Source organism: Paenibacillus guangzhouensis (assembly GCF_009363075.1).
In the GTDB taxonomy this organism is placed as follows: domain Bacteria; phylum Bacillota; class Bacilli; order Paenibacillales; family Paenibacillaceae; genus Paenibacillus_K; species Paenibacillus_K guangzhouensis.
In genome coordinates, this window is the sequence record NZ_CP045293.1 from 4,171,306 (window position 1) to 4,196,933 (window position 25,628).

Here is a 25,628-nt window from a genome sequence, read left to right on the forward strand (position 1 = left end):
TCTGACGTGTGAAGGTGGTTAGAGGTTGCTCCCTATCGCCCTAATTCTTTACGAATTTGCGCTTGATTGCTTGTATGGTAGTTCTTCATGTTCCGCGGGAAAGGCACCCCCTCCATCATAGCGTCGATGGCCTCCTGATTCTCCTCAGTCATGTAATTGCGCAGCGTCTGAATATAAGAGACAGACTGATCCACACGTGACTTCATTTCAATCGCATCTGTCGTGATATTCCCATGACCTGGAACCAACACCTTCATCTCATGTTTCTCCAACACATGATACAGCATCTGCATCGTCGCTTCGTAATCCGTACTGCTGGAATAAATATAAGGGAACTCCAGATCTGAGACGTAATCTCCGGCCAGCATAATGCCCTCCGGTTCAATCACCGTTATGATGCCATCGTCCGTATGTCCGGGCGCCAAGTAGAACGTCAATAACGTCTGGCCGAGCTGCACTTGCTGTCCATTCTCAGTAATCATGATATCCGCGACAGGATACTTCAGATCATAATCCCTCGTTAAATAGAACTTATCGTCAAAAAACCTGATTTGCTCCACAATTTCATCCGGATTCGGATGATGATGCAGCTTCTCGCTCGCAATGACTTTCGCCTCTGGAAACGCACCGTATCCTAAAATATGATCCCAATCACTATGTGTAAAGAGCAGATAGACGGGCCAGCCCCTACCTACTTGATCAACATATTCGCGAATTTCACGAACCTCGTGCGGCAACCATGTTGGGTCCACAACAATTGTACATTCATCCAAAGTAACAACGGAGGACGTGGTATGATATAAAGCACTCTGAAATACGGTAATGCGACTGTTTTGATACACTATCATTTCGTTCGCCCCTCTCGAATGGCCTTGTTACTTCCTATTATAACAAAAAAATAGGCAGCTCCCATGGACGGGAACTGCCTTTGTTTGTACGATTTGTGCAATTATGCTTTGCTGATAAATTCTTGCACCCATATTCCTTGATGATACGCTACACCGATGTGGGTAAAGTTCTTATTCAAAATGTTCGCCCTATGGCCCTGGCTGTTCATCCACGAATTCATAACCTCTTGCGGGGAGCGTTGGCCTTTAGCAACGTTCTCACCGGCATAACCATATTTAATGTTATATTGTCTCATCATATCGAATGGAGAACCGTAGGTGGGCGATTGATGTGAAAAATAATTGTTCGTATACATATCGACAGCTTTATCCATTGCCATCCCTGCAAGCGGGGTATCCACGGATAGAGCAGCAAGCCCTTGTTTGGCACGTTCTTGATTCACGAGATTCACGACTTGTGCAGCAAAGCTTGCCTCTGATTCTGTCGGCGTTACATTGTTCGTAGGTGGCGTTGGTTTCGTCGGTTGCGTCGGCTTCGGCTGAACCGGGACTGTCACTTGCGGAACTTGTGTTGTAGGTTTTGTCGGTTTCGTTACTGGTTTGGTCACTGGTTTTGTTGCGGTTGGATTTGAAGGTACTTTTACGATAATCGTAATTTTCTTTGGATCTTTCACAGTTACTGTTATTTTTTCTGTTGTTGTCTTGATTGTTGGAACCGTTACGACCTTCGAGTACTGCTGTGGTAGATTCTTATTCAGTTCCGATAGAATCACATCATTCATCGTCGGAGCTGAGGCTGCAGACGCTGCTGTCGGCACCATCGCTGCAACGGCCACCGCAGTGATCATAGCTGCCTTGGAGAAACGAGTCATCACTTTCTTCATAAGTTAGTTATATCCTCCTTGTTGATCGTACTTTTAGCGAATGGTTAATTCTCTCATTCACTATTAGGAGTGTAACATATGTAATTCGATAGAATCATTGCCTAAAATATGGTTATTTATAGTTTATTTACAGCTACATCATAGAAATAAAAAGGCAGCTCCCATGGACGGGAACTGCCTTTGTTCGTATCATTTAGGCAATTATGCTTTGCTGATAAATTCTTGCACCCATTCACCTTGGTAGTATGCTACACCAATGTGTGTGAAGTTCGCATTCAAAATATTCGCACGGTGACCTGAACTGTTCATCCAGTCATTCATGACTTGCTGTGGCGTTGTCTGACCTTTCGCAATGTTCTCGCCAGCATAACCGAAAGCAATGTTATATTGCTTCATCATGTCGAATGGAGAACCGTACGTCGGCGATTGGTGATCAAAATAGTTATTCGTGTACATATCTTTTGCTTTATCTAACGCCATTGCAGCTAGTCTGCTATCTGTCGATAGAGGCTGCAAGCCAGCTTTCGCACGCTCTTGGTTTACAAGATCTACGACTTGTGCAGCAAAGCTTGTATCCCCTTGCGTTGGCTTATTGTCGTTTGTCGGCTGGGTTGGCTTCGTTGGTTGCGTTGGTTGTGTTGGCTTGCTTGGTTGTACTGGCTTCGTCGGTACTGTTGGAACGGACGGATTCACCGATGGTTGCTGAGGGAACATTGGGAATTGCACGTTTCCAGGGAATGTCGGACACGCCCCTCCGCCGACAGTTTGAACTTCCTTCGGCATATTTTTTAAGAACTGATTCACAAAATCATTCCAATTACCTGATACCGGCGCAGCAGAAGCTGCTGTAGGTAACATCCACGCACATGCCACCGCAGTGACCATAACCGTCTTGGAGAAACGACTCATCATCTTCTTCTTCATATGTTATAAATCCTCCTTGTTTGCATTGCATTTTTGTCGTGTGAATGACAAGCCCTCATTCACTGAAGGAAGTGTAACATACGTGATCAGAGCCGAACACTACCAAAAAATTGGAAATATCATTATTTTCCAGTAGCTCGTCTTTCCCGATACCACTGGTACCAATAGATCCAGAACGCAAGCCAACTGCCTGATACAAGGTAGCCAGCAAGCACATCGCTTGGATAATGGACACCTGCATAGACACGGCTAATCCCGATCATCGCAATGATCAGAGCACCAATAATTAACAGAATTGTACGTCCCCATCTCGGCCGAATATGCTTCCAGAGCAGGAATACAATGACCCCATATAACGAAAAGGCAGCCATTGCATGACCCGAAGGAAAACTATAGCCCGTTTCCTCTAAGATACGATGAATAGTCGGGCGTTCGCGGGTGAATAATCCTTTTAGCACGACATTAAGTAATGCCGATCCGCCCACGACGATAACAAAAAGAATCAATTCTTCGCGATGCTTGAGACCAAAATAGAGGAATAACATGGTAATGATTGAAATGACAATGACTGGTATCGACGACCCGATCAAGGCACAGAACTTCGCAAATGCCGTCCAAAAAGGCGACTCCTGCCCTTGTACTGCATGAATAATCGCCTCATCGAATGCGGAGATACGCTCCGTCGTTACGAAATACGCCACGAAAATCGCTGCAATTAGTCCCAAGAGTGTGAGATACAATGGCGTCTTTCGTACTTTCATTGCTTGCATACTCTAATTCCTTTCTCGTCGAGGGATTACTTGGCCGCCCGCTCGGATAGGCCAGCAATCTCATAGATTAATGCGATATTCATCGCTTTTCGCGTTTCCTCGGCCAATCGATCAAAAGCCATTTGCTGTCGATCTGCAATAGGGATGATCTCCTCAATCGGTTGCAATCCTTTGCGTATGCGCATCTGATTAAGCCACTGCCGACGAAAAATATCATTATGGAAGATACCATGCAAATATGTGCCCCATACTTGACCGTTCACCGAAGTTAAGCCTTCTTCGCCGTCCGTCATCTGGAATAGTGGATAGACGTCCTCCTGCTTGCCATCCATTCTTATTGTCTGCCCCATGTGGATCTCATAGCCGGTAATCGGCGTGCCGTTGCCACGGCTCCACTGCGGATGTGAACAATCGATAACGCCTTGAACCCGCTCTGTCTTCTTCTCGGCATAGAAGGTCGTCTGTAATGGAAGCAGTCCTAGCCCAGCAGCGTCGGAACCCGCTTCTCCCTCCACACCATGCGGATCAAGAAGCTGCTGCCCTAGCATCTGATAACCGCCGCAAATACCGACGATCGTACAGCATGCTTCACCATCCGCTCCATCATCCTGAATGAAGGTCAGAATGGCGTCAGCAAGGCCAGATTCGCGCAAGAATCGCAAATCCTCCAGCGTATTTTTCGTTCCCGGTAAAATGATGCCATCCGGCGTTCCAAGCTCAGCGAGCGATTGCACATACCGGACGCGCACATCTTGCTCTGCAACTAATGCGTCAATATCGGTAAAGTTCGAGATTCGAGGATATCGGATCACGGCAAGATCGAGTTCATATGCTTCATTGTCCCCGAGTGCCTTCCCTTTATATGCATCCAGTACGACTGAATCCTCCTGCTCAATATCGATATTTGTCAGGTAAGGCAGCACACCAACCACGGGAATGCCTGTCCGCTCTTCCAGCCAGTCCAGACCCGGCTGCAATAAGCTGAGGTCGCCGCGGAATTTGTTAATGATGAAGCCTTTGACGCGATCACGCTCATGCGGCTCTAAGAGCTCCAATGTGCCTACCAGCGAAGCAAAGACACCGCCGCGATCGATATCCGCCACGAGCAAGACAGGCGCTTCCGCCCATGCGGCCAGATTCATGTTCACGATATCATTTTGCTTCAGATTAATCTCAGCCGGACTGCCTGCGCCTTCAATGACAACGACTTCGTATTCTGCCCGTAACCGTTCAAGCGCGTCGACCACCGTCGTTTTGGCAAAAGGAAGAAACTCCGACCGATAATCACGAGCACTTAATTGCGTATAAGGTTTGCCATGAACAACGATCTGCGCGTTCATCTCCTTCATCGGCTTGATGAGGATCGGGTTCATATCGGTCGTCGCCGGAATCTCACACGCTTCCGCTTGTACGCCTTGCGCTCGCCCGATTTCTTTGCCATCCATCGTCACGTACGAATTCAGCGCCATGTTCTGCGATTTATACGGGGTCACCTTCCAGCCATCTTGCTTCAATATCCGGCATAATGCGGTCGTCACAATGCTCTTGCCTACATCAGATGCCGTCCCCTGCAGCATAATGGTTCTTGCTTTGGGTCGAACACTAGCCATCAGGTTCGCCTCCCTTCTATACGATTAACGTACATATTAGTAACAACAGAATTTCCAGACATTCGTTCAACGCACCATAGGTATCGCCGGTTAGTCCTCCAAGCTTCTTTGCCATCGACCTCGCCATGAGCATGCCAAGCAATAGCGCCCCGATCCCCATCCACAGAATCGAGAGCCCATCGGATAGCACGATCGTCCCTGCGCCGCCTGTTACAGAAGCCAAGAGCCAGATCAAGACTGAGATCACAACAGCCATGAATGTAGCTCCTGTGATATGCTTCGCCCCGACGCCTTTAAAATAACTGCCTAGCCCTGAATCCTTCTGTGCATAGGGGAAAGCGGTTATCGCTATCACCATGAACCATCGACTCCATATAAAGGGCAGGACGATGATCCAGGACCAACTCTCCTCTAATAAGCTATAGAAAATAGCACCTTTCAGCAGCATGGCAAGAATACAGACGATGACCCCCATCGCACCTACGCGGCTGTCCTTCATAATCTCAAGCATTTGCTCCCTTGGCCGATGACTTAGAATCCCGTCAGCCGTATCCATAAGCCCGTCGAGATGCAGCGCCCCAGTCAAAGAAACCGTCCAGATCAAGGTCAGGACGGCCGTAAGAACAAGAGGGAAGAGCAGCGAACCGCCATAGCCGAAGCCTAAGATCAGCCCGCCAAGGACGGCGCCAACGAGCGGATAGAACACGACGCTGCGTGCGAACACCTCTTTGGTATAGGTAATAGGAATCGGAAGCGGCAGCCGGGATAAGAATTGAAATGCCGCTACACACGCTTGCAGTGCTCGCTTCATAGCTGAGCCGCCCTGCTCTTGAGTTCAATCGGGATGCCCGCTGTCACCAGATATACTTGCTCACAGACCTCCGCGAGCTTCCGGTTCATATAGCCGGCGAGATCACGATACTGCCGGCCAAGCGGATATTCCGGCACAATGCCGCTGCCTACCTCGTTCGTCACGAAGATTAACGTGCCTGCATAATGACGAACCAGCTCCACGAGCTGGTCAATCTGCTGCTTCACAAGCTCGTTCGCATTTGGATCTGCCTCACAGCGCAGCAGAATATTCGAGAGCCACAGGGTCAAGCAATCCACGAGAATCATCTTCGACCCTTCGAGGTCACTCAGCAATGCGATCAACTCGTACGGCTCCTCCATCGTCTTCCATTCAAAAGCTGCTTGATCCCGCTCTGCGCGATGCATGGCAACCCGCTCACGCATCTCATCATCATACAGCTGCGCCGTCGCGATATAGATTCCGCGATCACCATACATAGCGCAGAGCCTCTCAGCGAAGGAACTCTTCCCGCTTCGCGCACCGCCCGTAACCAGAATCGGCATGCCTATCTTGCCCCCTTCTCTTCTACTATCCTATATGAAATGTTTATTCCGCCGCGTCTTCGCCCGAGCTTATGCCGGCACTGGCAAACGTCGCCATTTCACGCATAATTTTGGTCGCCGCATCGATTAGCGTAAAGGCCAATACAGCGCCTGTTCCTTCGCCAAGCCGCATGTCCAATTGAAGCACTGGCGTTAATCCGATTTCCTCGAGCAAGCTCTCGTGCCCTTGTTCTTGAGATAAATGCGATCCAATCATATAGCCGCTTGCTAACGGTTCGATCCGGCTCGCGATAAGCGCTGCTGCCGAAGAGATGAACCCATCGATCACTACCGGGCATTGATGTCTTGCTGCACCCAGGATCACGCCGACCAATCCTGCGATTTCTAGTCCACCGACCTTCGCCAGAACATCCAGCGCGTCCTTCGCATTCGGACGATTCACTTGAATGGCTTGACGTACAACGGCTTGCTTATGTAACATCCGTTCATCATCGATGCCGGTTCCGCGGCCAACCGTCTCTTCAGAAGACATGCCCGTCAGCACGCTAAGAATGGCAGCGCTCGCCGTCGTATTCCCAATCCCCATCTCGCCTGTCGCAAAGATGCTATACCCCTTCGCCACATATGCCTCCACGATCTCAGCCCCTGTGAGGATCGCTTGAATCGCTTCATCTTGGGTCATGGCCGGACCTTTAGCCATATTGGCTGTGCCTTTGCGAACTTTGCGGGAGACGAGCTGCGGGTGCGCCAAATCAGCATTCACGCCGATATCGACGCATATGACGTCTGCCCCAGCATGACGCGCCAATACGTTCACAGCGGCACCGCCGTTTAAGAAGTTGTAGACCATCTGCGGCGTCACTTCGGCAGGGAATGCACTAATGCCCTCTTCGCACACCCCATGATCGCCTGCCATGACAATGACGGCTTTCTTCGCAAATGCAGGATGCAGTTCACCTGTAATGCCGGCAACCTGTGCTGCAATCTGTTCCAGTTTGCCTAGGCTGCCTGGCGGCTTCGTCAATTGATCCAGATGCTGCAACGCATCCTCCACCAACTGTCCATCTAACGGTTCAATATGGGCAATGAGTTGTTCCAATCGTTCTTTCATCATGATAGCTCCAATCTGTGTATGTTTTCACGAATGTCATTAAACTTCTATTTGTTTTCACTTCCTAGTGTCTCATGGGATTCCGGTTGAAGCAAGATTTGCGGCGCCCCATTCACGGGATGCGGAATAATAATCGGTTCCGTGCCGAAGACTTCATGGACACGCTCCCGGCTTAAGATTTCACTCGGTTCGCCGATGGCAACCTGTCTGCCGCCATGCAGCACCAGCAATTGATCACAATATTGCGCCGCTAAGTTCAGATCATGAAGGACGGCGATGATCGTTAATCCGCATTCACGCTGCCACTTTCGCACATAATCCATGAATTGCAGCTGATACCGAATATCCAAATACGTCGTTGGTTCATCCAGCAGCAGAATTTCGGGTTGCTGCACCATCACTTTGCCGAGGGCGACACGCTGCCGTTGTCCCCCGCTGAGTTCATGAAGGGGCCGATCCAACAGCTGTGCGAGGTTCAATTGCTCTGCGATGCCGCCAATGAGCGTCGATGCGTCCGTCTGATCTTGGCCAAGCCAATTCTGGAATGGGAACCGCCCCATCTCCAGCACCTCCTGCACCGAATATCCGACAGGCGGCAGCGATTCCTGCTGCAGCACGGCTAGATGCTGGGACAGGGCTTTCCGCGAATACGCCGATAAAGACTTGTTGCGGATAACAATCTCACCCGCTGATGTCGGCTCTACCCCGGATATACACTGCAGCAGCGTTGATTTCCCGCTTCCATTCGGACCGATAATGCCAAGGCAGGTTCCAGGCTCAACTTCAAAATGAATATCCTGCAGCACCTTCGCAGCCCCATAATGCTTATCTACATGTTCGACTCGGATCATGAGAATCGACCCCTTCGCGTTTTTTTGTTACGGTGCAGCAGATAGGCGAAGAACGGCGCGCCGATAAATGCGGTAACCACACCGAGCGGAATTTCCGTCGGTGCTAGGACGGACCGGGCCAGGGTATCTGCAATGACCATATAGATTCCTCCGCCGATCGCGGATAGAGGAACGATCAGTCGATAGTTCGAACCGACCAGCAATCGAATCATATGCGGAACGATCAAGCCCACGAAGCCGATCACCCCCGATACGGATACGGCTGCAGCGGTCATGAAGGTCGCAGTTAATAAGATGATCATTTTCGTACGATCCACGCGAATTCCCAAATGCGCTGCCTCGCGTTCTCCGAGTGCGAGAATGTTCATCGTCCTTGCGTAACTCATTACAATGATAAAGCCAATCGCCAAATAAGGTCCGAGCACTGCAGTATATGCCCATCCGCGCAGGGATAGGCTGCCCATGAGCCAGAACATAATCTCATTAATCGTCTTATCCGATAATGCGACAAGCAAGGACACGAACGCCCCCAGAAACGCCTGCATGACGACACCAGCGAGGATAAGCCGTTCCGTTGGAATTTTGCCTTCATCCTGCGCAAGCCGCATGACAACCCATAACGTTAGAACACCTGTCGTGAAAGCGACGATCGGGACCGACCACTGGCCAACAAGCGAGTATTGGATGCCAAAATAGATCATAAACGCCGCGCCAACGGAAGCGCCGGAAGATACGCCAAGCGTGTAAGGATCCGCAAGCGGATTACGGAGAACACCCTGAAATGCCGCACCGGATAGGGACAGACAAGCCCCTACCAATACGCCAATCGCGATGCGAGGAATCCTCACCTTCAATAAGATCTGATCATAGGAAGAGGGCCATGTCTTCGGAATCATATCTTGGAACCATGGGATCTGATGCAGCAGAATGGCTGGAATTTGCTGCAGCGGAATATGCACTGAGCCAATGGTAGCCGAGACGCAAATCGTAAAAAGGAGGAGGAGTATTCCTCCCCCTCCCCACAGCAATCCTGTTCGGTTCATTATTTCACCAAATCCGGATAGATCGCCTTCGCCATCGCGATCAAACCTTCGGTTAGACGCGGGCCCGGTCTGCTAAGCAAGTTGCCATCCACGCCAATCACTTGATTATTCTTAATTGCATCGATTTGATCCCAGCCGCTGCGACCTAGAATGATATCTTTAATCGGTTTGCCCGTCTCATAATCTTTGGCATCGTTCGCGAATAGAATGACATTCGGATTCGAATGAATAATATTCTCTTCATTAATCTGTACCCAGCCTTGTACGTCGGATGCCACGTTCACACCGCTGGCGATGGAGATCAGTTCATCCATGAATTCACCTTTACCGACCGTCCAGCCTGGGGAGAATTCAATGTATACTTTCTTCTTCTGATCTGCAGCGACATTCTTCACGGCTTCAACAACCGAATCGCGGTCTGCTTTCATTTTATCGATCACTTTTTTCGCTTCTGCTTGGCGGTCGGTAATTTGACCATATACTTCGATATTTTTCATAATATCTTCAAGTGTCTTCGGCTCAACTTTGAAAATTTTAATGCCCAGATCACGAAGCTTTTTCACGGATTCTTCTTTCATCGAAATACCCGTGAAGACGATATCCGCATTGGCACCAATCACCGCTTCTTCATTCGGCTGCGTAATACTGCCCATTTTTGGCTTTGAGCTCGCTGCTGCCGGGTAATCGTCATAGTCCGATACACCAACGATTTGTTGATCCAATCCAAGTGCGAAGAGGGACTCGGTCTCTGCTGGCGACACCGATACGATCTTCTCAGGTGCTTTCTCAAATGTAAATTCCTCGCCTGTCGCATCCTTAATCGTCAGCGGATACTTCGTCTTGAGGTCTGATGTTTCAGCTGTGTCCTTCTGCTCATGATTGCTGTGTTCTGTCTGAGCTCCTTGCTTCGCTGCATCCTCCGTACCCTTCGAACCGCAAGCCGCGATACTAACTACGAGTGCGAGAATGAGCGCCCACGTTGATAACCCTTTCCAAATCTTCATCCTTGTCTCTCTCCCCTTTTTCTTGATTCATGCTGAACGCTTGAACAGAGAAAACCCCAGATCCTAGAAGGACCCGGGGTACGTCAATTTCGGAACAAACGGTATGTACGCAGATTGTATGCCATACCTCTTCCAACTGAGCGCAACCCTTTCCTCGAAGGTTTGTCATTCGTATCCATAGGCAGGTCTCCTGACTTATGGGTCTTTCATGCCCTCGCCTTCCCATTCCTTTTGATAGAACAGTGGCCATTGAGGTCATCCCCAGATTACAGTGGCGGGACCGTCCCGGATTTGCACCGGATTCCCTTTTAACCCAATCGATACGCTTCTCGCACCGATCAGGACCTATAAATTTCCTATTCAATTCAGGCTATGCCTTTCAGCCTTCCACCTAGTTATTATAGGGGAAAAGCCCCCACCTTACAACTAAATAAGTCGCGTTTTTGTGGGGTCGCGATTTGAATTTCGAAGAGGAAATCTTTATCATCATAACTAATGAATATCGAACCTGTTATAGAAAGAGAGGAATGCTCTCATGGATAGAATCATGATTGTAGAAGACGATCCCAAAATACACACCTTGCTCAAGGAGCAGCTAGAAAAGTACGGCTATGAAGCTGTCGTCGCGGATGATTTCGACCGTATCGCAGATCAATTCACCCAAATTGAACCCAATCTCGTCCTGCTCGATGTTAATTTGCCGAAATTCGATGGATTCTACTGGTGCCGCCAAATCCGTCAAATCTCGACCTGCCCGATCCTCTTCATCTCAGCTAGAGAAGGGAAAATGGAACAAGTCATGGCGCTGGAGCATGGTGCCGATGACTATATTACGAAGCCGTTCGATTATGAGATTGTCATGGCCAAAATCGCCAGCCACCTGCGCCGTGCCTATGGAAGTTACGCGCCAAAGGCTTCGGAACGTTCCTTGAGTCTCCACGGCCTTACCCTGCTGCCTGAACGGCTTGAAGTCTCCTTAGCGGATCAGAGTATGGAGCTGCTGCGCAAAGAATCGCTATTGCTGGAAATCCTCGTTGAACGCTATCCGCGCGTCGTAAGCCGCGATCGAATTCTGGAGAAGCTATGGGACGAGAACCACTTCGTCGACGAAAATACGCTCAATGTATATGTCACGCGCCTTCGCAAGAAGCTGAAGGATCTGGGCATCGAAGATGCAATTGAGACAGTTCGGGGGGCGGGCTATCGCCTGAAAGTAACCTGGGCGGATGTCTCCTCATGAGGCTGTTCCTTCGTGATCATATCCCACTAATGATTGTACTCGGAATTCAAATCGTCATGACTTCTATCGTCTATGCTTTTAATGACGGCTCGGCATTATCAACCATTAGTTATGTCTTCATCATCAGCCTTTTTCTCTTGCTGGTCTTCCTCGTCTATCAATATGTGACCAAGCGGGGATTCTATGCCAGATTATCAAATCCGGAAGCGTCGATGGAGCCGATCTTTACCTCGAAGAGCAGAAGATTCACACCGATTGAACAGGCCCTGCAGGACCTGCTCGTAGACCAGTTCCGTCTGACGCAGCAAGAGCTGCATCACGCAGAGAATCGGATGAATCGCCATGTCACGTTTATGAATCAATGGGTGCATGATATGAAGACGCCGCTCTCAGTCATCCATATGACGATTCAAGATGAAGATGAGCCGATTTTTGACAGCATACGGGAAGAGACGGACCGGCTGGCTAAAGGGTTGGAGACCGTATTGTATATGGCGAGGCTGGATAGCTTCGAACATGATTTCTATATTGAAGAGGTCGATCTCGCTCAGCTATTCGGGCAATTCGTGAAGCAAAATAAACGATTGTTCATTCGCAGCCAAGTTTTCCCGAAAATCGAGATCGAAGCGCATCAAGTGGTGCTCTCCGATGAGAAGTGGCTTGGCTTTGTCTTCAGCCAAATTTTGAATAATGCCGTCAAATATTCCGCAGGCAAGAGCCGCTCCATTGAGATCAGCACGTACATGGAAGAGGAGGAGACGGTCGTCGAGGTGCGCGATTTCGGCATCGGCATTCCCGCACATGATGTGGATCGCGTATTCGAGCCGTATTTTACCGGGGAAAACGGGCGACAATATGCCGCTTCCACCGGCATGGGCTTATATCTCGTCCATGAAATCTGCAGCCGTCTCGGCCATCGAATTACCATCTCATCCGAGCAAGGCGTAGGCACGAGCGTACGGATTTATTTCACCAATACAACCGAAGACCATGATTTCCGGCGAAAGGAGTGAGGCACGTGGACATGCTTCAAGTTCGTAATATCAACAAAGTGTACAGCGGACGCAAGGCGTTCCGGGCATTGACCGACCTCAGCTTAACGATCCGCGAAGGTGAATTCGTCGGCATTATGGGACCATCCGGCAGCGGGAAGACCACCCTCCTGAATGTCATCTCGACGATTGATATGCCGTCATCTGGCCAAATTCTCATTAACGGCAGCAATCCGTATAAGCTGCGCAAGAACAAGCTTGCCGCTTTTCGAAGACAGCAGCTCGGGTTCGTCTTTCAAGAATTCCATCTCATCGATACGTTAACCATCGGAGAGAACATCATTCTCCCGCTAACGCTTGATGGCGTGCGCGTCTCTGAAATGGAAGAGCGGCTAAGCAGCATTATTCAGAAGCTTGGGATCAAAGATATTCGAGATAACAGCATTTTTGAAGTATCGCGGGGGCAGCAGCAGCGTGCCGCGATCGCACGCGCGATTATTCACCGCCCATCCCTCCTGCTCGCTGATGAACCGACCGGGAACCTGGATTCCAAAGCCTCCAGACGTGTGATGGAGACGCTGCAGCATATTAATGAGACCGACCGCACCACAATGATGATGGTAACCCATGATCCGATCGCGGCAAGCTATTGCCACCGGGTCATCTTTATTAAAGACGGAAGGCTCTATAATGAGATTGTTCAGGGGCAGAATCGTTCGGCCTTCTATCAGAAGATCATCAATGCGATCGCGCTTCTAGGAGGGGACGCGAATGAATTTTCTACAATTCGCGTTTAATAACGTCAAGCGGCAGGCGAGGAAATATGCAGCTTATTTCTTCAGCAGCGCCTTCGCCGTGATGATCTTCTTCCTATACGTTGCATTTAGCCTACATCCCAAAATTCAATCGAGCACGGTTAATGATCTCGTATTCGGTGGCATGACACTCGGGGCAAGCTCGATCGTATTTTTCTCGTTCATCTTCATTCTCTACTCCACGGCCGTCTTCGTTCAAGCGCGAAGCCAGCAATTCGGCATTCTGACCGTCCTCGGAATGACGAAAAGGCAGCTGCGATTCATGTTGTTCTTGGAATTCTCCATCATTGGCATCGGTTCGATTATTACGGGGATTGTCACAGGACTTGTCTTCCTGAAATTATTCCTGATCATCGCATCGCTTGCCGTTGGTGGCAGCTCGATGACGTTCTATTTTCCAATCGCCGCGCTCGAAACGACGGTGATTACGTACGGTATTCTCTTCATCTTCATATCGCCGTTGTCCTATCTGTTCATCGGTCGACAACCGCTGATGGAGCTGTTAACGGTTCGTCGTAAAAAGATGCGATTTCGCAGATCCTCCTATTTCTTCGCGATCGTTGCGTTATGCTGCTTGATCTGGAGTTACGCGCAGGTTTTTCGAAAAGATGTAGGGGCGTTTTTCATCGCGTTTATGATTATTCATCTCGGCTTGTATGGCTTGTTCAGACATGTCCTTCCGATCGTGATGCGGTGGATGAAGAAGATCCGTCCGTTATATTGGAGCAAGACGAACCTGCTCAAATTATCGGAGACGGAGCTCCGCATTCGCGAGAACGGGCTGATGTTCTACTTGCTCACCATTTTATGGTCCATTACTTGCCTATGTGTCGTCGTCCTCGTGTCGATCCGATTCCTGATGGTCGTCTCGCCGTATCAAGAGCCATACCAGCTGTACTATGTCTCTTATATGAATAATGCGAATCAGGAGAAGCACATCCAGTATATCGATCAGAACCTGCATGAAATGGGCATCACATTTGATAAAATACGCACTCCCTTGCTGCGAATTACGACAGCGCCCGACGCTTACGTCGATTATTTCATGCGCTACCAGGAATATGTTCGCCTCGCCGAACATTATCATGCTAAGGTAGTCCCGCTACAGGATCATGAAGCGATTCGACTGTCCAGAGGAAAAGAGAGTGCATCGAAAAACCGCACCATCATTCAGGTTCCAGGGGTAGCAAGCTCGCTGGAGCTCATCAAGCAGCCCGAGATCAAGAAGAACTGGATGCCTGAGCTGCAAGGGAAGAACGGCAGCGTGCTCGTGATTACCGATGCCGTATACGAGACACTCGCCGCCAACAAGGCAGGCGAACGGATGACATTCTTCGGGTATCAATTCGCCAACAGCAAAAATGCGTTAACTTTGTTCGCCGTCGTCGAAAAAGAACTCGGGGCAACCGGCGTGCATGATGAATACGTGTTCTCCTTGGCGGCTTATTATGAGTATCTCTTCCAGCAGATGCCGTATATCGTCATCTTTATCGGGCTATTCATTACGGCGGTGTTCTTCACCGCGGGGGCCAGCTTCGTCTATTTCAAAATCTATTCCGACTTGAACAAAGATCTCATTCAATTCCGGGCGCTCTACAACATCGGAGTTAGCATTCCGGAGCTTTATCAGATCGTCAAAACCCGCGTTGTCCTCATGATGGGGCTGCCGAGCTTGTTCGCGATATTGAATAGCGCAGGATTATTGATTTTCATCAAGCAGCAGGATGACACCTTGTTCAAATGGTTTCCGTTCGTCGTCTCCTTCGTGCTCTTCGCGTTAATTCAGGCCTGCTTCAGCTTCATTCTACGGAAGCGGTATTGGGCGCATATTGAGAATAGTTTGAAGTGAGGGGGGCGAAATAACTGCTTTTTTGCAGTTATTTGGGGCGCAGCGAGCGACTTTGGGCGAAATAACTGCCTTTTAGCAGTTATTTGAGGCGTGGCGTGCGACTTTGGGGGAAATAACTGCCTTTTTGCAGTTATTTGGGGCGCAGCGAGCGACTTTGGGCGAAATAACTGCTTTTTGGCAGTTATTTGGGGCGCAGCGAGCGACTTTGGGCGAAATAACTGCCTTTTTGCAGTTATTTGGTGCGCAGCGAGCGACTTTGGGCGAAATAACTGCTTTTTGGCAGTTATTTGAGGCGTGGCGAGCAACTTTGGGAGAAATAAATGCTTTTTAGCAGTTATTTGGGGCGCAGCGAGCGACTATGGGCGAAATAGCTGCTTTTTTGCAGTTATTTGGAGTGCGGCGTGCGACTTTGGGGGAAATAACTGCTTTTTGGCAGTTATTTTCCCATCACCCCATCTATACAACATAAAGAAGGGCTTGCCCATCTGCGTACCACGCAGAGGGTAAGCCCTTGTCATTTACACCAAACGAATTAGCCACAACACCAACGCACCGATCAGCACGAATATGACGGAGCTCGCATACATTAGCCGCACCGTCATCGGAATGTGATCCGCGCGAAGCGGCTCTTTCGGTTCGCCCATATACGCGCGGAAAGATGCGACCCCCTTGTAGACGTTATGCCCTCCGAGCCGTACCCCGAGCGCGCCGGCAACGGCAGATTCCGGGTAGCCGCTATTGGGGCTCGGATGCTCCTTCGCATCGCGAAGGACTGTCCGCCAAGCGCTGCGGGCATCCTGCCGCAGAAGCCAAGCCGCTGCCGTAAGCAAAACCGCTGTGATACGCGCGGGAATCCAATTCGCCACGTCATCAAGGCGTGCCGAGGCGAATCCCAAATCCTTGTATTTCTCGTTCTTATAGCCGACCATCGAATCGAGTGTGTTCACCGCGCGATAAGCCATCGCGAGCGGCGCCCCACCGATCGCCGCATAGAATAATGGCGACGTAATCGCATCCACAATATTTTCAGCGACCGTCTCTACCGTGCCCCTTACGATCTCAGACTCGTCCAGGTGTTCCGTATCCCGTCCAACGATCATCCCGAGCGAGCATCTCGCCGCAGGCATGTCCCCGGCACGAAGATGGCGGTACACCTCCATCCCCGCGTCCTTCAGCCCTTTGGTCGCAATCGTCGTTGCGATCAGCGAGACCTCTACCGCCCCTGCGAACCATGGGTGAATCAACGCGAGCAGGTAGAGCATCCCCCACGTGAGCAGGAAGAGGCCACCGACGAGGATAACCGGCAGGAGGAAGCCTCCTGCCTTCAACTGCTTTGGTGTATGGGCAATGCGACGCACGAAACGTTCCAATTGTGTAATCACCTTGCCCATGAAGATGACCGGATGCGGAATCCAGCGCGGATCGCCAATGATGCAATCAACAACATAGGCGAGAATAATGAAATAAGCATGTTCCAGCATCATTACGCCTCTCCTTGCGTTCGTACCGCTTCGTAGACGGTGTCGTACACGAGACGCCCGAGCAGATTGCCGAGCGTCGTCGCGCTGCCCGCGTACAGGTGCTCCGCACCATAGCGGGCGCTTCTACTCACGGCGAGCACGACGGTGTCCGTCGTCGTGCCCGTCGCCACATCACCGTCCTGCGGATCGGTGATGCCCAGATCTTGCAGCGCGGCGGCCTTCGCTTCCGTCGCGGTAATAATCGCGCCGACCAGCGTAGCCGGCGCGAGCCGCCCGTCCACAGCCACGATCGTATTGATCGTGCCTGGCGCATAGGCGGCGAACGTCTCGCGCGCTCGCCCGGCGCGCGCGGCATTGGACGTGCCTGCCGTCGTGCACACGACGATGCGGGCCTGATCGCCCTCCGCCTCCGCAAGCGAAGCATGCGTCAGCTTCGCTGCGGTCAATAGGCCGACCGTCTGGCTCAGCGGATAGCCCCATGCCGTGATCTCCGATTCGAGATGCTGAATCGGATCGGGCCGATTATAATCTTTCGTGACATAGACGTTCACGATCTGATCCGCAACCGTGCTGCCGCCCGCATAAGGGGCGCTGCTCAGCATCTGCAACGGCTCAGGCGCCAGCATCCGGATATGATGCCGCTCACGATCATACCTAAATTCAAGCCCTGACCAGCACGTACTCTCATACTTCATTAATGCTTCAGCCGACCGAAATGGCTGTACCATCGTCCCTACACCCCTTCCTGCCATACGTCAGTAAGCTTTACGAAGAGCAGCTCATTGCGTACACGATCCTTCACGGCCAACCGAATATCCGCCTCGCAAAGTCCTTCATACATCGCACAGCTCCGAATCAGAATGCCTTTCCGCCCGAGCTTCGCTTGTAGCTGCTCTGCAGTCCAAGGACTCGGCAGCCGCACTAGGATGAAATTCGCCAGGCTTGGCCACGTCTTACAACCGAATTCCCGTTCCAATCGCTGAATCATGTAATCCCGTTCAATCACGGTCATTTCCCTCGTTTTCGCCTCATAGGCTTCACACTCGACCATGCAGGCTTCCCCCGCCGCCAGAGCCAGCCGATTCACGCTCCACGTCACCTGCTTCGACCGAAGCTTCTGAATGAGCGACGATCTAGCCACCGCATAACCAAGCCGTAAGCCGGGAATCGCATAAAATTTCGTCATCGAACGAATCAGAATCACATGCGAATATTGCTTCACACGCGGCAGTAGAGTCGCCTGCTGGTCCGGTGCGATGAAATCCATGAACGCTTCGTCGACAATCAGCATCGTATCCGATTCGGCCGCAATCCCTGCAAGCCGCTCCAGCTCCTCAATGCTATATTGCACGCCCGTCGGGTTGTTCGGCTGCCCCAGGAAGAGCAGATCCACCTTCCGCATCAAGTCTGCAATGTCATCGATCCCTGCACGAAATCCTTGCTCCTCCTGCCCGAAGATCCCGAAGACCTCGGCCCCGAACTTTCGGGACAGCTCCGCATACTCCGAGAAACATGGATAGATCACACCCACACGACGCGGCGCCAGCGCGAGCAGGGCAAGCGCCATGCACTCCGCAGCGCCGTTGCCAATGCAGATCATCGACGAATCGATACGCAACGCCTCCGCCAGCAGAGCCCGAAATCTCCGATGATCCGGGTCTGGATAATGCACAACATCCTGCAGCTCCTGCTGGACCCTAGCCAGCACATGCGGCGGCGGACCAAGCGGATTAATATTCGCACTATAATCGATGAAAGCTGAACGGTCTACACCAAATGCCGCTTGCGCCGTCTCTAAATCTCCCCCATGACCAAACCTTTCAATCATGCTCACAATCTCCCTTTCCCCGTCACGTGTATCTATGTATTTTGCTTCAACAACCGTTCTTCTCTTGCACCGGAGGCGGTTTCGATTTCATCTTACTAGCATGATACCTCTCCGCAATCCGTAAGACATCCCCTCTTTGAGGGTATTTTGATTATGGGCATGAATGCGCCTTGACGTCAACACGCATTGTGCCTTACGTCTTTGTAGATTTTAGCGAAATAGATTACAATGAATAGTTGAAACAAGCATAATCAACTGCGCCGTTCTTCTCGTGACGGGAAGCATTTAAGCAATAAATATAAGTACTGTTTATCGGTATAACTGATGAACACTTATATTTGAACTTTCTTGAAATTTGCAATTTTTTCATAAAACAAGTCATGTTGGAGGGATACATATGTTATTTATCGACAACCAAGGGATTACCGATCCGACGCTCAATCTAGCGATTGAAGAATATGCGCTGCGGCATCTCCCAATGGATGACAGCTACTTGCTGTTCTACATTAATGAACCGTCCATTATTATCGGTAAACACCAGAATACGATCGAAGAGATTAATGCCGAATATGTCAAAGAACATGGCATCCACATCGTTCGCAGATTATCGGGCGGCGGTGCGGTCTACCACGACCTCGGCAACCTGAACTTCAGTTTCTTGACCAAGGATGATGGTCAATCCTTCAATAATTTCAAGAAATTCACCGAGCCAGTAGTTGACGCCCTGCGTAAGCTTGGGGTGGAGTCCGAACTAACGGGCCGCAACGATATTCAAATCGGTGAACGTAAAATCTCGGGGAATGCCCAATTCAGCTCACGCGGACGCATGTTCAGCCACGGGACATTGCTCTTCAACTCCGAGATGGAAAATGTCGCCTCGGCCCTAAAAGTCAACGCGGAGAAAATCGCATCCAAAGGCACGAAATCCGTGCGCAGCCGTGTCGCGAACATTTCCGAATTCCTGCAAGAGCCCATGACGATCGAGCAATTCCGTGCTGAAGTCTTGCGCAGCATCTTCGGGATGGAACCGGATCAAGTTCCGCAATATCGCCTGACGGAAGAAGATTGGGCCAACATCCGCAAGCTGGCAGACGAACGCTACCGTAATTGGGATTGGAACTACGGCAATTCGCCGAAGTTCAATATTCGTAACTCCAAGCGCTTCCCAATCGGAATTGTCGATCTGCGCTTAGACGTAGAAGACGGCAACATCCAAGAAATAAAAATCTATGGCGACTTCTTCGCCAAACGCGATATTGCCGAGCTCGAAGATTTGCTCCGCGGAACGCGTTACGAAGAATCCTCCGTACGTGCGAAGCTGGACGGCACGGACATTACACAATTTTTCGGCAATCTCGAATTCGATGCATTTATCGGCTTGCTCTTCTTGGAGGCTTAAATTCGCTCCATGAAACGCTCGTTCATCGCAGATCTAGTTCTACTCTTGGTTGCCCTTATCTGGGGAACAACTTTTCTTATTGTGCAGCATGCGATTCAGGCCCTGCCGCCGCTTGCCTTCAACGGCATCCGGTTCGCGGGGGCCGCGCTCTTATTCTTCTTCATCCTATGCTTCACTCGTCGCGACTGGCTGAAGCAGTTGAATAGACGGATCCTCTGGCACGGCTTTGTGCTCGGCATCCTGCTGTTCGGCGGATATGCGTTCCAGACGTACGGCCTTCTGTACACAACCTCATCTAATGCCGGGTTCATTACAGGGCTCTCTGTCGTCTTGGTTCCTTTCTTCGCGATGTGGTTCTTGCGCCAGCGTCTGAATTGGATCGCTTGGCTCAGCGCCGCGATTGCGCTCGTCGGCCTATTCCTGCTCTCCACGGGTGGGTCATCCTTAACTGTGAATGTTGGCGATGCGCTCGTACTGCTCTGCGCGATTTGCTTTGCTTTGCAGATTGTGGCGACTGGTCGATATGCGCCGGAGCATCCAACGCTGCTGCTCGTGACGATCCAGCTCGGCACGGTAGGGATTCTCGGTATTACCGGATCTATTCTCTTCGAGGACACCGGGACGGTGCAGGATTGGATACACTTGGCATCGCAGCCGGAAGTGCTGACGGCCCTCGCGATTACACTGCTGTTCGGCACCGCCTTCGCGTTCTGGGCACAGACCTACTGCCAGAAGTACACGTCTCCCGCACGCGTCGTGATTATTTTCGCCATGGAGCCTGTCTTCGCTGGCATAACCGGGGTCATCTGGGGTCACGAGAAGCTTGGCGTTGCCGCCATCATCGGGTGTGTATTGATGTTCATCAGTATGCTAATCGCCGAGCTGCGCCCTTCAGACCAACATACCTCTGACTCGCTCGTAGAATCACTAGAACGGAATTAAATATACAATACCCCACGTCCCATATACGGCTTATCTGAACGTGGGAGGCTCATCTTAGGAGGATCCATCATGTACAAACTCATCGCCATCGACGTTGATGATACACTCATCAATGATGATAAAATCGTTACCGAAGCAACCCAGCAAGCCCTCGAGCAAGCGATCACCAAAGGTGTCACCGTTACGCTCGCAACGGGCCGGATGTATGCATCCGCCCAAGCCATTGCCCGTCAAATCGGGATGAACGTGCCGCTCATTACCTATCAAGGTTCCCTGGTCAAAAACTTATTGGACGGTCACGTACTCTATGAACGTAGCGTTCCGCAAGACGCTGCGCGCCGCATTTGGCAATATGCCGAAGAACACAGCCTTCATTTGCAGCTCTATATCGACGACCAGCTCTATGTGCAAGTCGACAATGAGAAGACGCAGTCCTATGCGGGTCTCTCCAAAATTCCTTACATCGTTGAACCCGACTTCAGCAAGCTGATCGATCAGCCTTCCACGAAAATGCTTATCATTGATGAGCCTGATTACCTGGATGAAGTTGCTGTGGAGCTCCGTGATCTACTAGGCAGTGGCGTGCATATTACGAAGTCCAAGCCGCACTTTCTCGAAATCATGCATAGCGAAGGTACGAAAGGCCATGCGCTCACATACCTTGCCGAACATTTTGGCTGTGACCTCTCGGAAGTCATGGCGATCGGCGACGCATGGAACGACCGTGAAATGCTGGAAGTCGCTGGGCTTGGCGTCGCTATGGGCAATGCCGTCCCTTCGCTCAAAGAAATCGCAGATGAGATTACGCTCTCGAACAATGATGACGGCGTCGCGCATGTCATTCGCAAACATATCTTAAGCTAACCAACGCAGGCGTAGAAGCCCTCCCGTTGTCTCAACATCGACATGTTGAACACGGGAGGGCTTCTCTGTTTTTATAACCGCTCTTGACTCTCCCCTTACAGCAGACCGTAAGATGAGCTTCGTAATAGAAGACGAGGGAGGAATTATACATGTCAGGATCCATTCAACTGCTTCGAAACCGCTTTGTTCAAGCCGTCATGATTTCAACGTTATGTTCTCAATTGGGGATTTGGATTCGTAATTTTGCTGTCCTCTTGTATGTGATGAAGGTGACCAACGGGGATTCATTGCTGTATCCATGATTTCGGTCGCGGAATATGCGCCAATGTTTATCTTCTCGTTCATTGGCGGAGTATTCGCGGATCGATGGCAGCCTAAGAGAACCATGGTGTGGTGTGAATGCTTGAGCTCGTTATCCGTATTTATCGTCTTTGTGATGTTGGCGGTTGGAACGTGGGAGATCATTTTGTTAGCAACCTTATGCTCCTCCATCTTATCTCAGTTTGCGCAGCCTTCCGGCATGAAGCTATTTAAGAATCACGTACGCGATGAAGATGCGCAATCCTGCATGTCTTTGCTACAAACTATAATTTCTGTCTTCATGGTTCTTGGTCCGATCCTTGGAACGCTCGTGTATCAACAATTCGGCATTGAAGTCTCGATATTGATGACCAGCGCTTGCTTCCTTCTATCCGCTCTTTCCCTCGTTTTCGTCCCGATGGATGAACAGTCATCACACAATCGAGATAACAGCCCTACTTCGCTATTTCGCGACATGGCGGAGGGCATTCGTTTTGTTTTCAGGAATAAGTTACTCTTGCAGCTCTGTATATGTTTCACGTTGGTCGGACTGGGCGTTGGGTTAATTTCTCCGCTGGGCGTCTTCCTCGTTACAGAACAGCTTAACTTACCTGCCGAATCTTTGAAGTGGATTAGCATCCCCTATGGACTCGGTGAAATTATCGGAGGAATCATAACCTTTGCTCTCGCGGCGAAGGTCGCCCCACATCGACTCCTCATGATCGGCTTACTCATCAATGGGATTGGAATCATTCTCGCAGGGATGTCTACCATGATATGGCTTACGATGCTGGCCCAATTTATCATCGCACTCCTGCAGCCGGCCATTTTCGTCGGAAATAGCGCACTGGTCATGCAGCATACGGACCACAACTTTATAGGTCGTGTCATGGGCATTCGTACGCCACTGATGACGGGTGCGATGGTCCTTATGATGAGTGTTGCAGGCGTGTTGAAGCATATTCTTTCACTTACCGTCGTCTACGAATTAGCAGGCTTCTGTTTTTTGGCTGGATTCCTCATGATGATTCCACGTCCCCATCCATCAACATCATCCTAATTCATAACCTAGCCGCATTGGCCTGAATGGCTTTCCGAATATCCGATCTTGGGATCAGCCGTTGATTCTGGCTTCCTCGGAAAGCTAGTGTAATATCCCGCTCCGCAAGGACAAACGGGCCATCGACCAGCATATCGCATTCAGCCAAAAGCAATCGCTGTTCGGCCGTCCCATGCGCAAGCAACTGCTTCAGCGTGTAACCGGTATAGACCCACAAGTTCTTGCCCATACGCTTCACTTCAAGCGCGAGCTGATAGGCTTCTTCTGCCTGAGCGAATGGATCACCGCCGGAGAAGGTCACGTTCGCGATCGGATTGCTTGCAATCTCAGCAACGGCTTCGGCGATGGTCATCTCCGTGCCGTTCTGCATGCGCCAGCTCTGAGGGTTGTGGCAGCCGCGGCAATGATGCGGACAGCCTGCGAAGAACAACACCGTTCGCAGGCCTTCGCCATCCACAACGGAGTCATGGATGATATTCATCAATCTCATGTGTGCTTCACCCGATCCGACTCTTCGGCTTTCTTCGCCGAGTTCCAGCGGGACAAGGCGCCAACCAAATACCCGGTAATGCGGCGAATCCGTTCGATATCTGCTTCATCCTTGGCCCCGCAGGATGGACAAGCCTCGTGAATGATGCCCGAGTAACCGCATGGCTTACATCGGTCGACTGGGTGATTGATCGAGCCGTAGCCAATCCCTTCCCGATGCATCGTACGAACGAGCGCATCGATAGCCGCGGTATTGTGGCGCAGCGAACCATCGCATTCGACATACGTAATATGCCCGGCATTACATGCCGTATGGAACGGCGCTTCCTTACGGATTTTATCGACTGCCTTCAATTTGTAATAGACCGGTACATGGAAGCTGTTCGTGTAATATGACCGATCAGTAATGCCTGACAGCTCGCCGAACCGTTCCCGATCCTGCCCGACGAATTTCCCGGATAAACCTTCCGCAGGCGTCGCGAGTAAGGAATAGTTCAACTGATACTGCTCCATCGCTTGATCCATCTTCTCCCGCATATAACGCACAATGCGAAGACCCAGCTCCCATGCTTCATCACTCTCTCCATGATGTTTTCCACAAAGCGCGACGAGCGCCTCCGCCAGCCCAATAAACCCTAGGCTAAGTGTGCCCTGCTTCAGCACTTGCTCCAGCGTATCGTCCATCTGAAGCTGCTCCCCGCCCCGCCAGACCCCTTGGGCGTACAAGAAACGGAAGTTCGCCGCTTTTTTCTTGCATTGATAGAGGTAGCGGTCATAGAGCTGCTCGACCCCGACTTGCATGACATCATCCAGTCGGCGCCAGAAATCTTCCATATCCGTGCTGAGCAATGCAAGACGGACCAAATTCACCGTCGAGAACGAGAGATTCCCCCGGCCGATGCTGTTCTCCTCGCCATGGATGTTCCCCATCACCCGGGTGCGGCATCCCATATAAGCCACTTCGCTCTCCGGCGTTCCATTCAAATATTGTGCATTAAACGGCGCATCCAGGAAGCTAAAATTCGGGAACAATCGCTCGCTCGTCGTCTCTAGCGCCAACTGGTAGAGATCGTAGTTCGGGTCGCCTGGATTGAAATTAACGCCTTCTTTGACCTTGAATACTTGAATCGGGAAGATCGGCGTCTCGCCATGTCCTAATCCTGATTTGGTTGCAAGCAGCAGGCTTCTTGTCAGCATACGCCCTTCTCTCGATACGTCCGTGCCGTAATTGACAGAAATGAACGGCACTTGTCCGCCCCCGCGTGAATGCATGCTGTTCGCATTATGGACGAAGGCTTCACAGGCTTGATACGTATCTCGCTCCGTCTCCAGCCAAGCTTGCTCTTCGCACTGTTCTATCGTAAAGGTTGTCGGATAACTCTGAATCCTTGCAAGATTCCGTTCATAAGTTCGCGTTATGTATGGCGCAAGATCATAATCGAACATCGGATAGGCTTGTCCGCCATGCTGCATATTCTGATTCGACTGCAGGATGATCGAAGATAACGCCATGGCACTCTTAATATCCTGCGGCGATCGCATATGACCATGCCCTGTATTAAAGCCAGCAGCTAATAACTGCCCCAGTGGAATCTGGCAGCAAGTCGTCGTTCCCGTCGCCATGAAATCTGCATCGTGGACATAGAGAAGATTCTCATCGACCATCGCACGTGCTTCATCCGATAATAAATGCTGCTTCATGTACCACTTACTGCTCTCCGAAGCAAGCTTTGCCATCTGCCCCATCGGAGAGCGTCCGTCCATATTCGCATTCTCCTGTAGAATATCGCTATTCTCCTCCCCGAAAATGGCTTCAAAATGGTTATCTAAATGATGTGATTTCAACGGTCTCCACCCTTTCAATTCATCCTCTCCATCGCGCTTGGCATCGCCTAGGCGCACAACAAAAAGGAGCATTTCCACGCAACGATAACGAAGAGAGAATGCCCCTTTTCCGAATCGCAAACA

26 protein-coding genes and 1 riboswitch are annotated in these 25,628 nt (G+C 50.7%); of the genes, 10 read left to right on the forward strand and 16 right to left on the reverse strand.

Going from position 1 to position 25,628, the window contains the following annotated elements; all coding sequences use genetic code 11:
• Positions 1-32 precede the first annotated feature (32 nt).
• The 11 genes from GCU39_RS18770 to GCU39_RS18820 all read right to left on the reverse strand — a co-directional run bounded on the left by GCU39_RS18770 (position 33) and on the right by GCU39_RS18820 (position 10,401).
• Positions 33-848, reverse strand: coding sequence for an MBL fold metallo-hydrolase (locus GCU39_RS18770; RefSeq protein ID WP_152394918.1), 816 nt, complete (start codon positions 846-848; stop codon positions 33-35).
• 101 nt (positions 849-949) lie between these two features.
• Entirely contained in the window at positions 950-1,732 is a 783-nt protein-coding gene (locus GCU39_RS18775) for a CAP domain-containing protein (RefSeq protein ID WP_152394919.1), read from the reverse strand.
• 201 nt (positions 1,733-1,933) lie between these two features.
• Positions 1,934-2,656, reverse strand: coding sequence for a CAP domain-containing protein (locus GCU39_RS18780; protein ID WP_227793263.1), 723 nt, complete (start codon positions 2,654-2,656; stop codon positions 1,934-1,936).
• 122 nt (positions 2,657-2,778) lie between these two features.
• A complete protein-coding gene (locus tag GCU39_RS18785; protein ID WP_227793264.1) occupies positions 2,779-3,417 on the reverse strand; it encodes a phosphatase PAP2 family protein in 639 nt (212 codons plus the stop codon).
• A 35-nt stretch (positions 3,418-3,452) separates the two neighbouring features.
• Positions 3,453-5,036 carry a cobyric acid synthase gene (locus GCU39_RS18790; protein WP_152394921.1) on the reverse strand — a complete coding sequence of 528 codons (1,584 nt, stop codon included), beginning with the start codon at positions 5,034-5,036 and terminating at the stop codon, positions 3,453-3,455.
• A gap of 16 nt (positions 5,037-5,052) precedes the next feature.
• Positions 5,053-5,847, reverse strand: a complete 795-nt coding sequence (gene cobS, locus GCU39_RS18795; protein ID WP_152394922.1) for an adenosylcobinamide-GDP ribazoletransferase — start codon at positions 5,845-5,847, stop codon at positions 5,053-5,055.
• Entirely contained in the window at positions 5,844-6,392 is a 549-nt protein-coding gene (cobU, locus tag GCU39_RS18800) for a bifunctional adenosylcobinamide kinase/adenosylcobinamide-phosphate guanylyltransferase (RefSeq protein WP_152394923.1), read from the reverse strand. The genes cobS and cobU overlap by 4 nt, the downstream gene beginning before the upstream one ends.
• A 43-nt stretch (positions 6,393-6,435) precedes the next feature.
• Positions 6,436-7,503 carry a nicotinate-nucleotide--dimethylbenzimidazole phosphoribosyltransferase gene (gene cobT / locus GCU39_RS18805; protein WP_193726991.1) on the reverse strand — a complete coding sequence of 356 codons (1,068 nt, stop codon included), beginning with the start codon at positions 7,501-7,503 and terminating at the stop codon, positions 6,436-6,438.
• Between the two features lie 47 nt (positions 7,504-7,550).
• Positions 7,551-8,354, reverse strand: coding sequence for an ABC transporter ATP-binding protein (locus GCU39_RS18810; protein WP_152394925.1), 804 nt, complete (start codon positions 8,352-8,354; stop codon positions 7,551-7,553).
• Complete coding sequence (locus GCU39_RS18815; RefSeq protein WP_152394926.1) at positions 8,351-9,397, reverse strand: FecCD family ABC transporter permease; 1,047 nt, start codon at positions 9,395-9,397, stop codon at positions 8,351-8,353. The genes GCU39_RS18810 and GCU39_RS18815 overlap by 4 nt, the downstream gene beginning before the upstream one ends.
• Positions 9,397-10,401, reverse strand: coding sequence for an ABC transporter substrate-binding protein (locus GCU39_RS18820; RefSeq protein WP_152394927.1), 1,005 nt, complete (start codon positions 10,399-10,401; stop codon positions 9,397-9,399). Before GCU39_RS18820 ends, GCU39_RS18815 begins: the two co-directional genes overlap by 1 nt.
• A gap of 163 nt (positions 10,402-10,564) precedes the next feature.
• A riboswitch (cobalamin riboswitch) is annotated at positions 10,565-10,765 on the reverse strand.
• Positions 10,766-10,936: 171 nt separating this feature from the next.
• On the opposite strand from GCU39_RS18820, the gene GCU39_RS18825 reads away from it, so the two are divergent.
• From GCU39_RS18825 to GCU39_RS18845, 5 genes are all read left to right on the forward strand, one after another.
• Positions 10,937-11,641 carry a response regulator transcription factor gene (locus GCU39_RS18825; RefSeq protein ID WP_152394928.1) on the forward strand — a complete coding sequence of 235 codons (705 nt, stop codon included), beginning with the start codon at positions 10,937-10,939 and terminating at the stop codon, positions 11,639-11,641.
• Between the two features lie 29 nt (positions 11,642-11,670).
• Positions 11,671-12,654 (forward strand): sensor histidine kinase, encoded by a 984-nt coding sequence (locus GCU39_RS18830; RefSeq protein ID WP_227793265.1) that lies wholly within the window; start codon positions 11,671-11,673, stop codon positions 12,652-12,654.
• Positions 12,655-12,665: 11 nt separating this feature from the next.
• Positions 12,666-13,430 carry an ABC transporter ATP-binding protein gene (locus GCU39_RS18835; protein WP_193726992.1) on the forward strand — a complete coding sequence of 255 codons (765 nt, stop codon included), beginning with the start codon at positions 12,666-12,668 and terminating at the stop codon, positions 13,428-13,430.
• Positions 13,405-15,297 (forward strand): ABC transporter permease, encoded by a 1,893-nt coding sequence (locus GCU39_RS18840; protein ID WP_152394931.1) that lies wholly within the window; start codon positions 13,405-13,407, stop codon positions 15,295-15,297. Before GCU39_RS18835 ends, GCU39_RS18840 begins: the two co-directional genes overlap by 26 nt.
• Positions 15,298-15,421: 124 nt before the next feature.
• Positions 15,422-15,628: a hypothetical protein gene (locus GCU39_RS18845; protein ID WP_152394932.1), complete on the forward strand. Its 207-nt coding sequence runs from the start codon at positions 15,422-15,424 to the stop codon at positions 15,626-15,628.
• 187 nt (positions 15,629-15,815) lie between these two features.
• Here the strand turns inward: GCU39_RS18845 and cbiB are convergent, their stop codons facing one another.
• From cbiB to GCU39_RS18860, 3 genes are read right to left on the reverse strand one after another with little or no spacing between them, the layout of a single operon-like run.
• Positions 15,816-16,781: an adenosylcobinamide-phosphate synthase CbiB gene (gene cbiB, locus GCU39_RS18850; protein ID WP_152394933.1), complete on the reverse strand. Its 966-nt coding sequence runs from the start codon at positions 16,779-16,781 to the stop codon at positions 15,816-15,818.
• Positions 16,781-17,506: an adenosylcobinamide amidohydrolase gene (locus tag GCU39_RS18855; RefSeq protein WP_152394934.1), complete on the reverse strand. Its 726-nt coding sequence runs from the start codon at positions 17,504-17,506 to the stop codon at positions 16,781-16,783. The genes cbiB and GCU39_RS18855 overlap by 1 nt, the downstream gene beginning before the upstream one ends.
• Positions 17,507-17,511: 5 nt before the next feature.
• Entirely contained in the window at positions 17,512-18,606 is a 1,095-nt protein-coding gene (locus tag GCU39_RS18860) for a pyridoxal phosphate-dependent aminotransferase (protein WP_152394935.1), read from the reverse strand.
• A 397-nt stretch (positions 18,607-19,003) separates the two neighbouring features.
• Here GCU39_RS18860 and GCU39_RS18865 point away from each other — a divergent pair, with 397 nt between their 5' ends.
• The 5 genes from GCU39_RS18865 (at position 19,004) to GCU39_RS18880 (ending at position 23,171) form a co-directional block, all read left to right on the forward strand.
• On the forward strand, positions 19,004-20,005 hold the full coding sequence (locus GCU39_RS18865) for a lipoate--protein ligase (RefSeq protein ID WP_152394936.1): 1,002 nt from the start codon (positions 19,004-19,006) through the stop codon (positions 20,003-20,005).
• Positions 20,006-20,014: 9 nt separating this feature from the next.
• Complete coding sequence (locus tag GCU39_RS18870) at positions 20,015-20,947, forward strand: DMT family transporter (RefSeq protein WP_152394937.1); 933 nt, start codon at positions 20,015-20,017, stop codon at positions 20,945-20,947.
• A gap of 69 nt (positions 20,948-21,016) precedes the next feature.
• The gene (locus tag GCU39_RS18875) at positions 21,017-21,811 is read left to right on the forward strand and encodes a Cof-type HAD-IIB family hydrolase (protein ID WP_152394938.1); all 795 of its coding nucleotides are present in this window, start codon (positions 21,017-21,019) and stop codon (positions 21,809-21,811) included.
• Between the two features lie 149 nt (positions 21,812-21,960).
• On the forward strand, positions 21,961-22,113 hold the full coding sequence (locus GCU39_RS32045; protein ID WP_227793266.1) for a hypothetical protein: 153 nt from the start codon (positions 21,961-21,963) through the stop codon (positions 22,111-22,113).
• A complete protein-coding gene (locus GCU39_RS18880) occupies positions 22,110-23,171 on the forward strand; it encodes an MFS transporter (RefSeq protein WP_227793267.1) in 1,062 nt (353 codons plus the stop codon). Before GCU39_RS32045 ends, GCU39_RS18880 begins: the two co-directional genes overlap by 4 nt.
• A 1-nt stretch (position 23,172) precedes the next feature.
• Here the strand turns inward: GCU39_RS18880 and nrdG are convergent, their stop codons facing one another.
• Complete coding sequence (gene nrdG / locus GCU39_RS18885) at positions 23,173-23,661, reverse strand: anaerobic ribonucleoside-triphosphate reductase activating protein (protein ID WP_152394939.1); 489 nt, start codon at positions 23,659-23,661, stop codon at positions 23,173-23,175.
• Positions 23,658-25,577 carry an anaerobic ribonucleoside triphosphate reductase gene (locus tag GCU39_RS18890; protein WP_407671720.1) on the reverse strand — a complete coding sequence of 640 codons (1,920 nt, stop codon included), beginning with the start codon at positions 25,575-25,577 and terminating at the stop codon, positions 23,658-23,660. The genes nrdG and GCU39_RS18890 overlap by 4 nt, the downstream gene beginning before the upstream one ends.
• Positions 25,578-25,628 lie beyond the last annotated feature (51 nt).

Excerpts from the sequence above, each read along its gene's own strand:
- cobT (WP_193726991.1), bottom strand. The coding sequence starts at position 7,503 with ATGAAAGAACGATTGGAACAACTCATTGCCCATATTGAACCGTTAGAT.
- GCU39_RS18860 (WP_152394935.1), bottom strand. The coding sequence starts at position 18,606 with ATGATTGAAAGGTTTGGTCATGGGGGAGATTTAGAGACGGCGCAAGCG.
- nrdG (WP_152394939.1), bottom strand. The coding sequence starts at position 23,661 with ATGAGATTGATGAATATCATCCATGACTCCGTTGTGGATGGCGAAGGC.
- cobU (WP_152394923.1), bottom strand. The coding sequence starts at position 6,392 with ATGCCGATTCTGGTTACGGGCGGTGCGCGAAGCGGGAAGAGTTCCTTC.
- GCU39_RS18820 (WP_152394927.1), bottom strand. The coding sequence starts at position 10,401 with ATGAAGATTTGGAAAGGGTTATCAACGTGGGCGCTCATTCTCGCACTC.
- GCU39_RS18865 (WP_152394936.1), top strand. The coding sequence starts at position 19,004 with ATGTTATTTATCGACAACCAAGGGATTACCGATCCGACGCTCAATCTA.
- cobS (WP_152394922.1), bottom strand. The coding sequence starts at position 5,847 with ATGAAGCGAGCACTGCAAGCGTGTGTAGCGGCATTTCAATTCTTATCC.
- GCU39_RS18870 (WP_152394937.1), top strand. The coding sequence starts at position 20,015 with ATGAAACGCTCGTTCATCGCAGATCTAGTTCTACTCTTGGTTGCCCTT.
- GCU39_RS18810 (WP_152394925.1), bottom strand. The coding sequence starts at position 8,354 with ATGATCCGAGTCGAACATGTAGATAAGCATTATGGGGCTGCGAAGGTG.
- GCU39_RS18875 (WP_152394938.1), top strand. The coding sequence starts at position 21,017 with ATGTACAAACTCATCGCCATCGACGTTGATGATACACTCATCAATGAT.
- GCU39_RS18780 (WP_227793263.1), bottom strand. The coding sequence starts at position 2,656 with ATGAAGAAGAAGATGATGAGTCGTTTCTCCAAGACGGTTATGGTCACT.
- GCU39_RS18785 (WP_227793264.1), bottom strand. The coding sequence starts at position 3,417 with ATGAAAGTACGAAAGACGCCATTGTATCTCACACTCTTGGGACTAATT.
- GCU39_RS18770 (WP_152394918.1), bottom strand. The coding sequence starts at position 848 with ATGATAGTGTATCAAAACAGTCGCATTACCGTATTTCAGAGTGCTTTA.
- GCU39_RS18890 (WP_407671720.1), bottom strand. The coding sequence starts at position 25,577 with ATGCTCCTTTTTGTTGTGCGCCTAGGCGATGCCAAGCGCGATGGAGAG.
- GCU39_RS18825 (WP_152394928.1), top strand. The coding sequence starts at position 10,937 with ATGGATAGAATCATGATTGTAGAAGACGATCCCAAAATACACACCTTG.
- GCU39_RS18775 (WP_152394919.1), bottom strand. The coding sequence starts at position 1,732 with ATGAAGAAAGTGATGACTCGTTTCTCCAAGGCAGCTATGATCACTGCG.
- GCU39_RS32045 (WP_227793266.1), top strand. The coding sequence starts at position 21,961 with ATGTCAGGATCCATTCAACTGCTTCGAAACCGCTTTGTTCAAGCCGTC.
- cbiB (WP_152394933.1), bottom strand. The coding sequence starts at position 16,781 with ATGATGCTGGAACATGCTTATTTCATTATTCTCGCCTATGTTGTTGAT.
- GCU39_RS18880 (WP_227793267.1), top strand. The coding sequence starts at position 22,110 with ATGATTTCGGTCGCGGAATATGCGCCAATGTTTATCTTCTCGTTCATT.
- GCU39_RS18815 (WP_152394926.1), bottom strand. The coding sequence starts at position 9,397 with ATGAACCGAACAGGATTGCTGTGGGGAGGGGGAGGAATACTCCTCCTC.
- GCU39_RS18835 (WP_193726992.1), top strand. The coding sequence starts at position 12,666 with ATGCTTCAAGTTCGTAATATCAACAAAGTGTACAGCGGACGCAAGGCG.
- GCU39_RS18840 (WP_152394931.1), top strand. The coding sequence starts at position 13,405 with ATGAATTTTCTACAATTCGCGTTTAATAACGTCAAGCGGCAGGCGAGG.
- GCU39_RS18830 (WP_227793265.1), top strand. The coding sequence starts at position 11,671 with ATGATTGTACTCGGAATTCAAATCGTCATGACTTCTATCGTCTATGCT.
- GCU39_RS18855 (WP_152394934.1), bottom strand. The coding sequence starts at position 17,506 with ATGGTACAGCCATTTCGGTCGGCTGAAGCATTAATGAAGTATGAGAGT.
- GCU39_RS18790 (WP_152394921.1), bottom strand. The coding sequence starts at position 5,036 with ATGGCTAGTGTTCGACCCAAAGCAAGAACCATTATGCTGCAGGGGACG.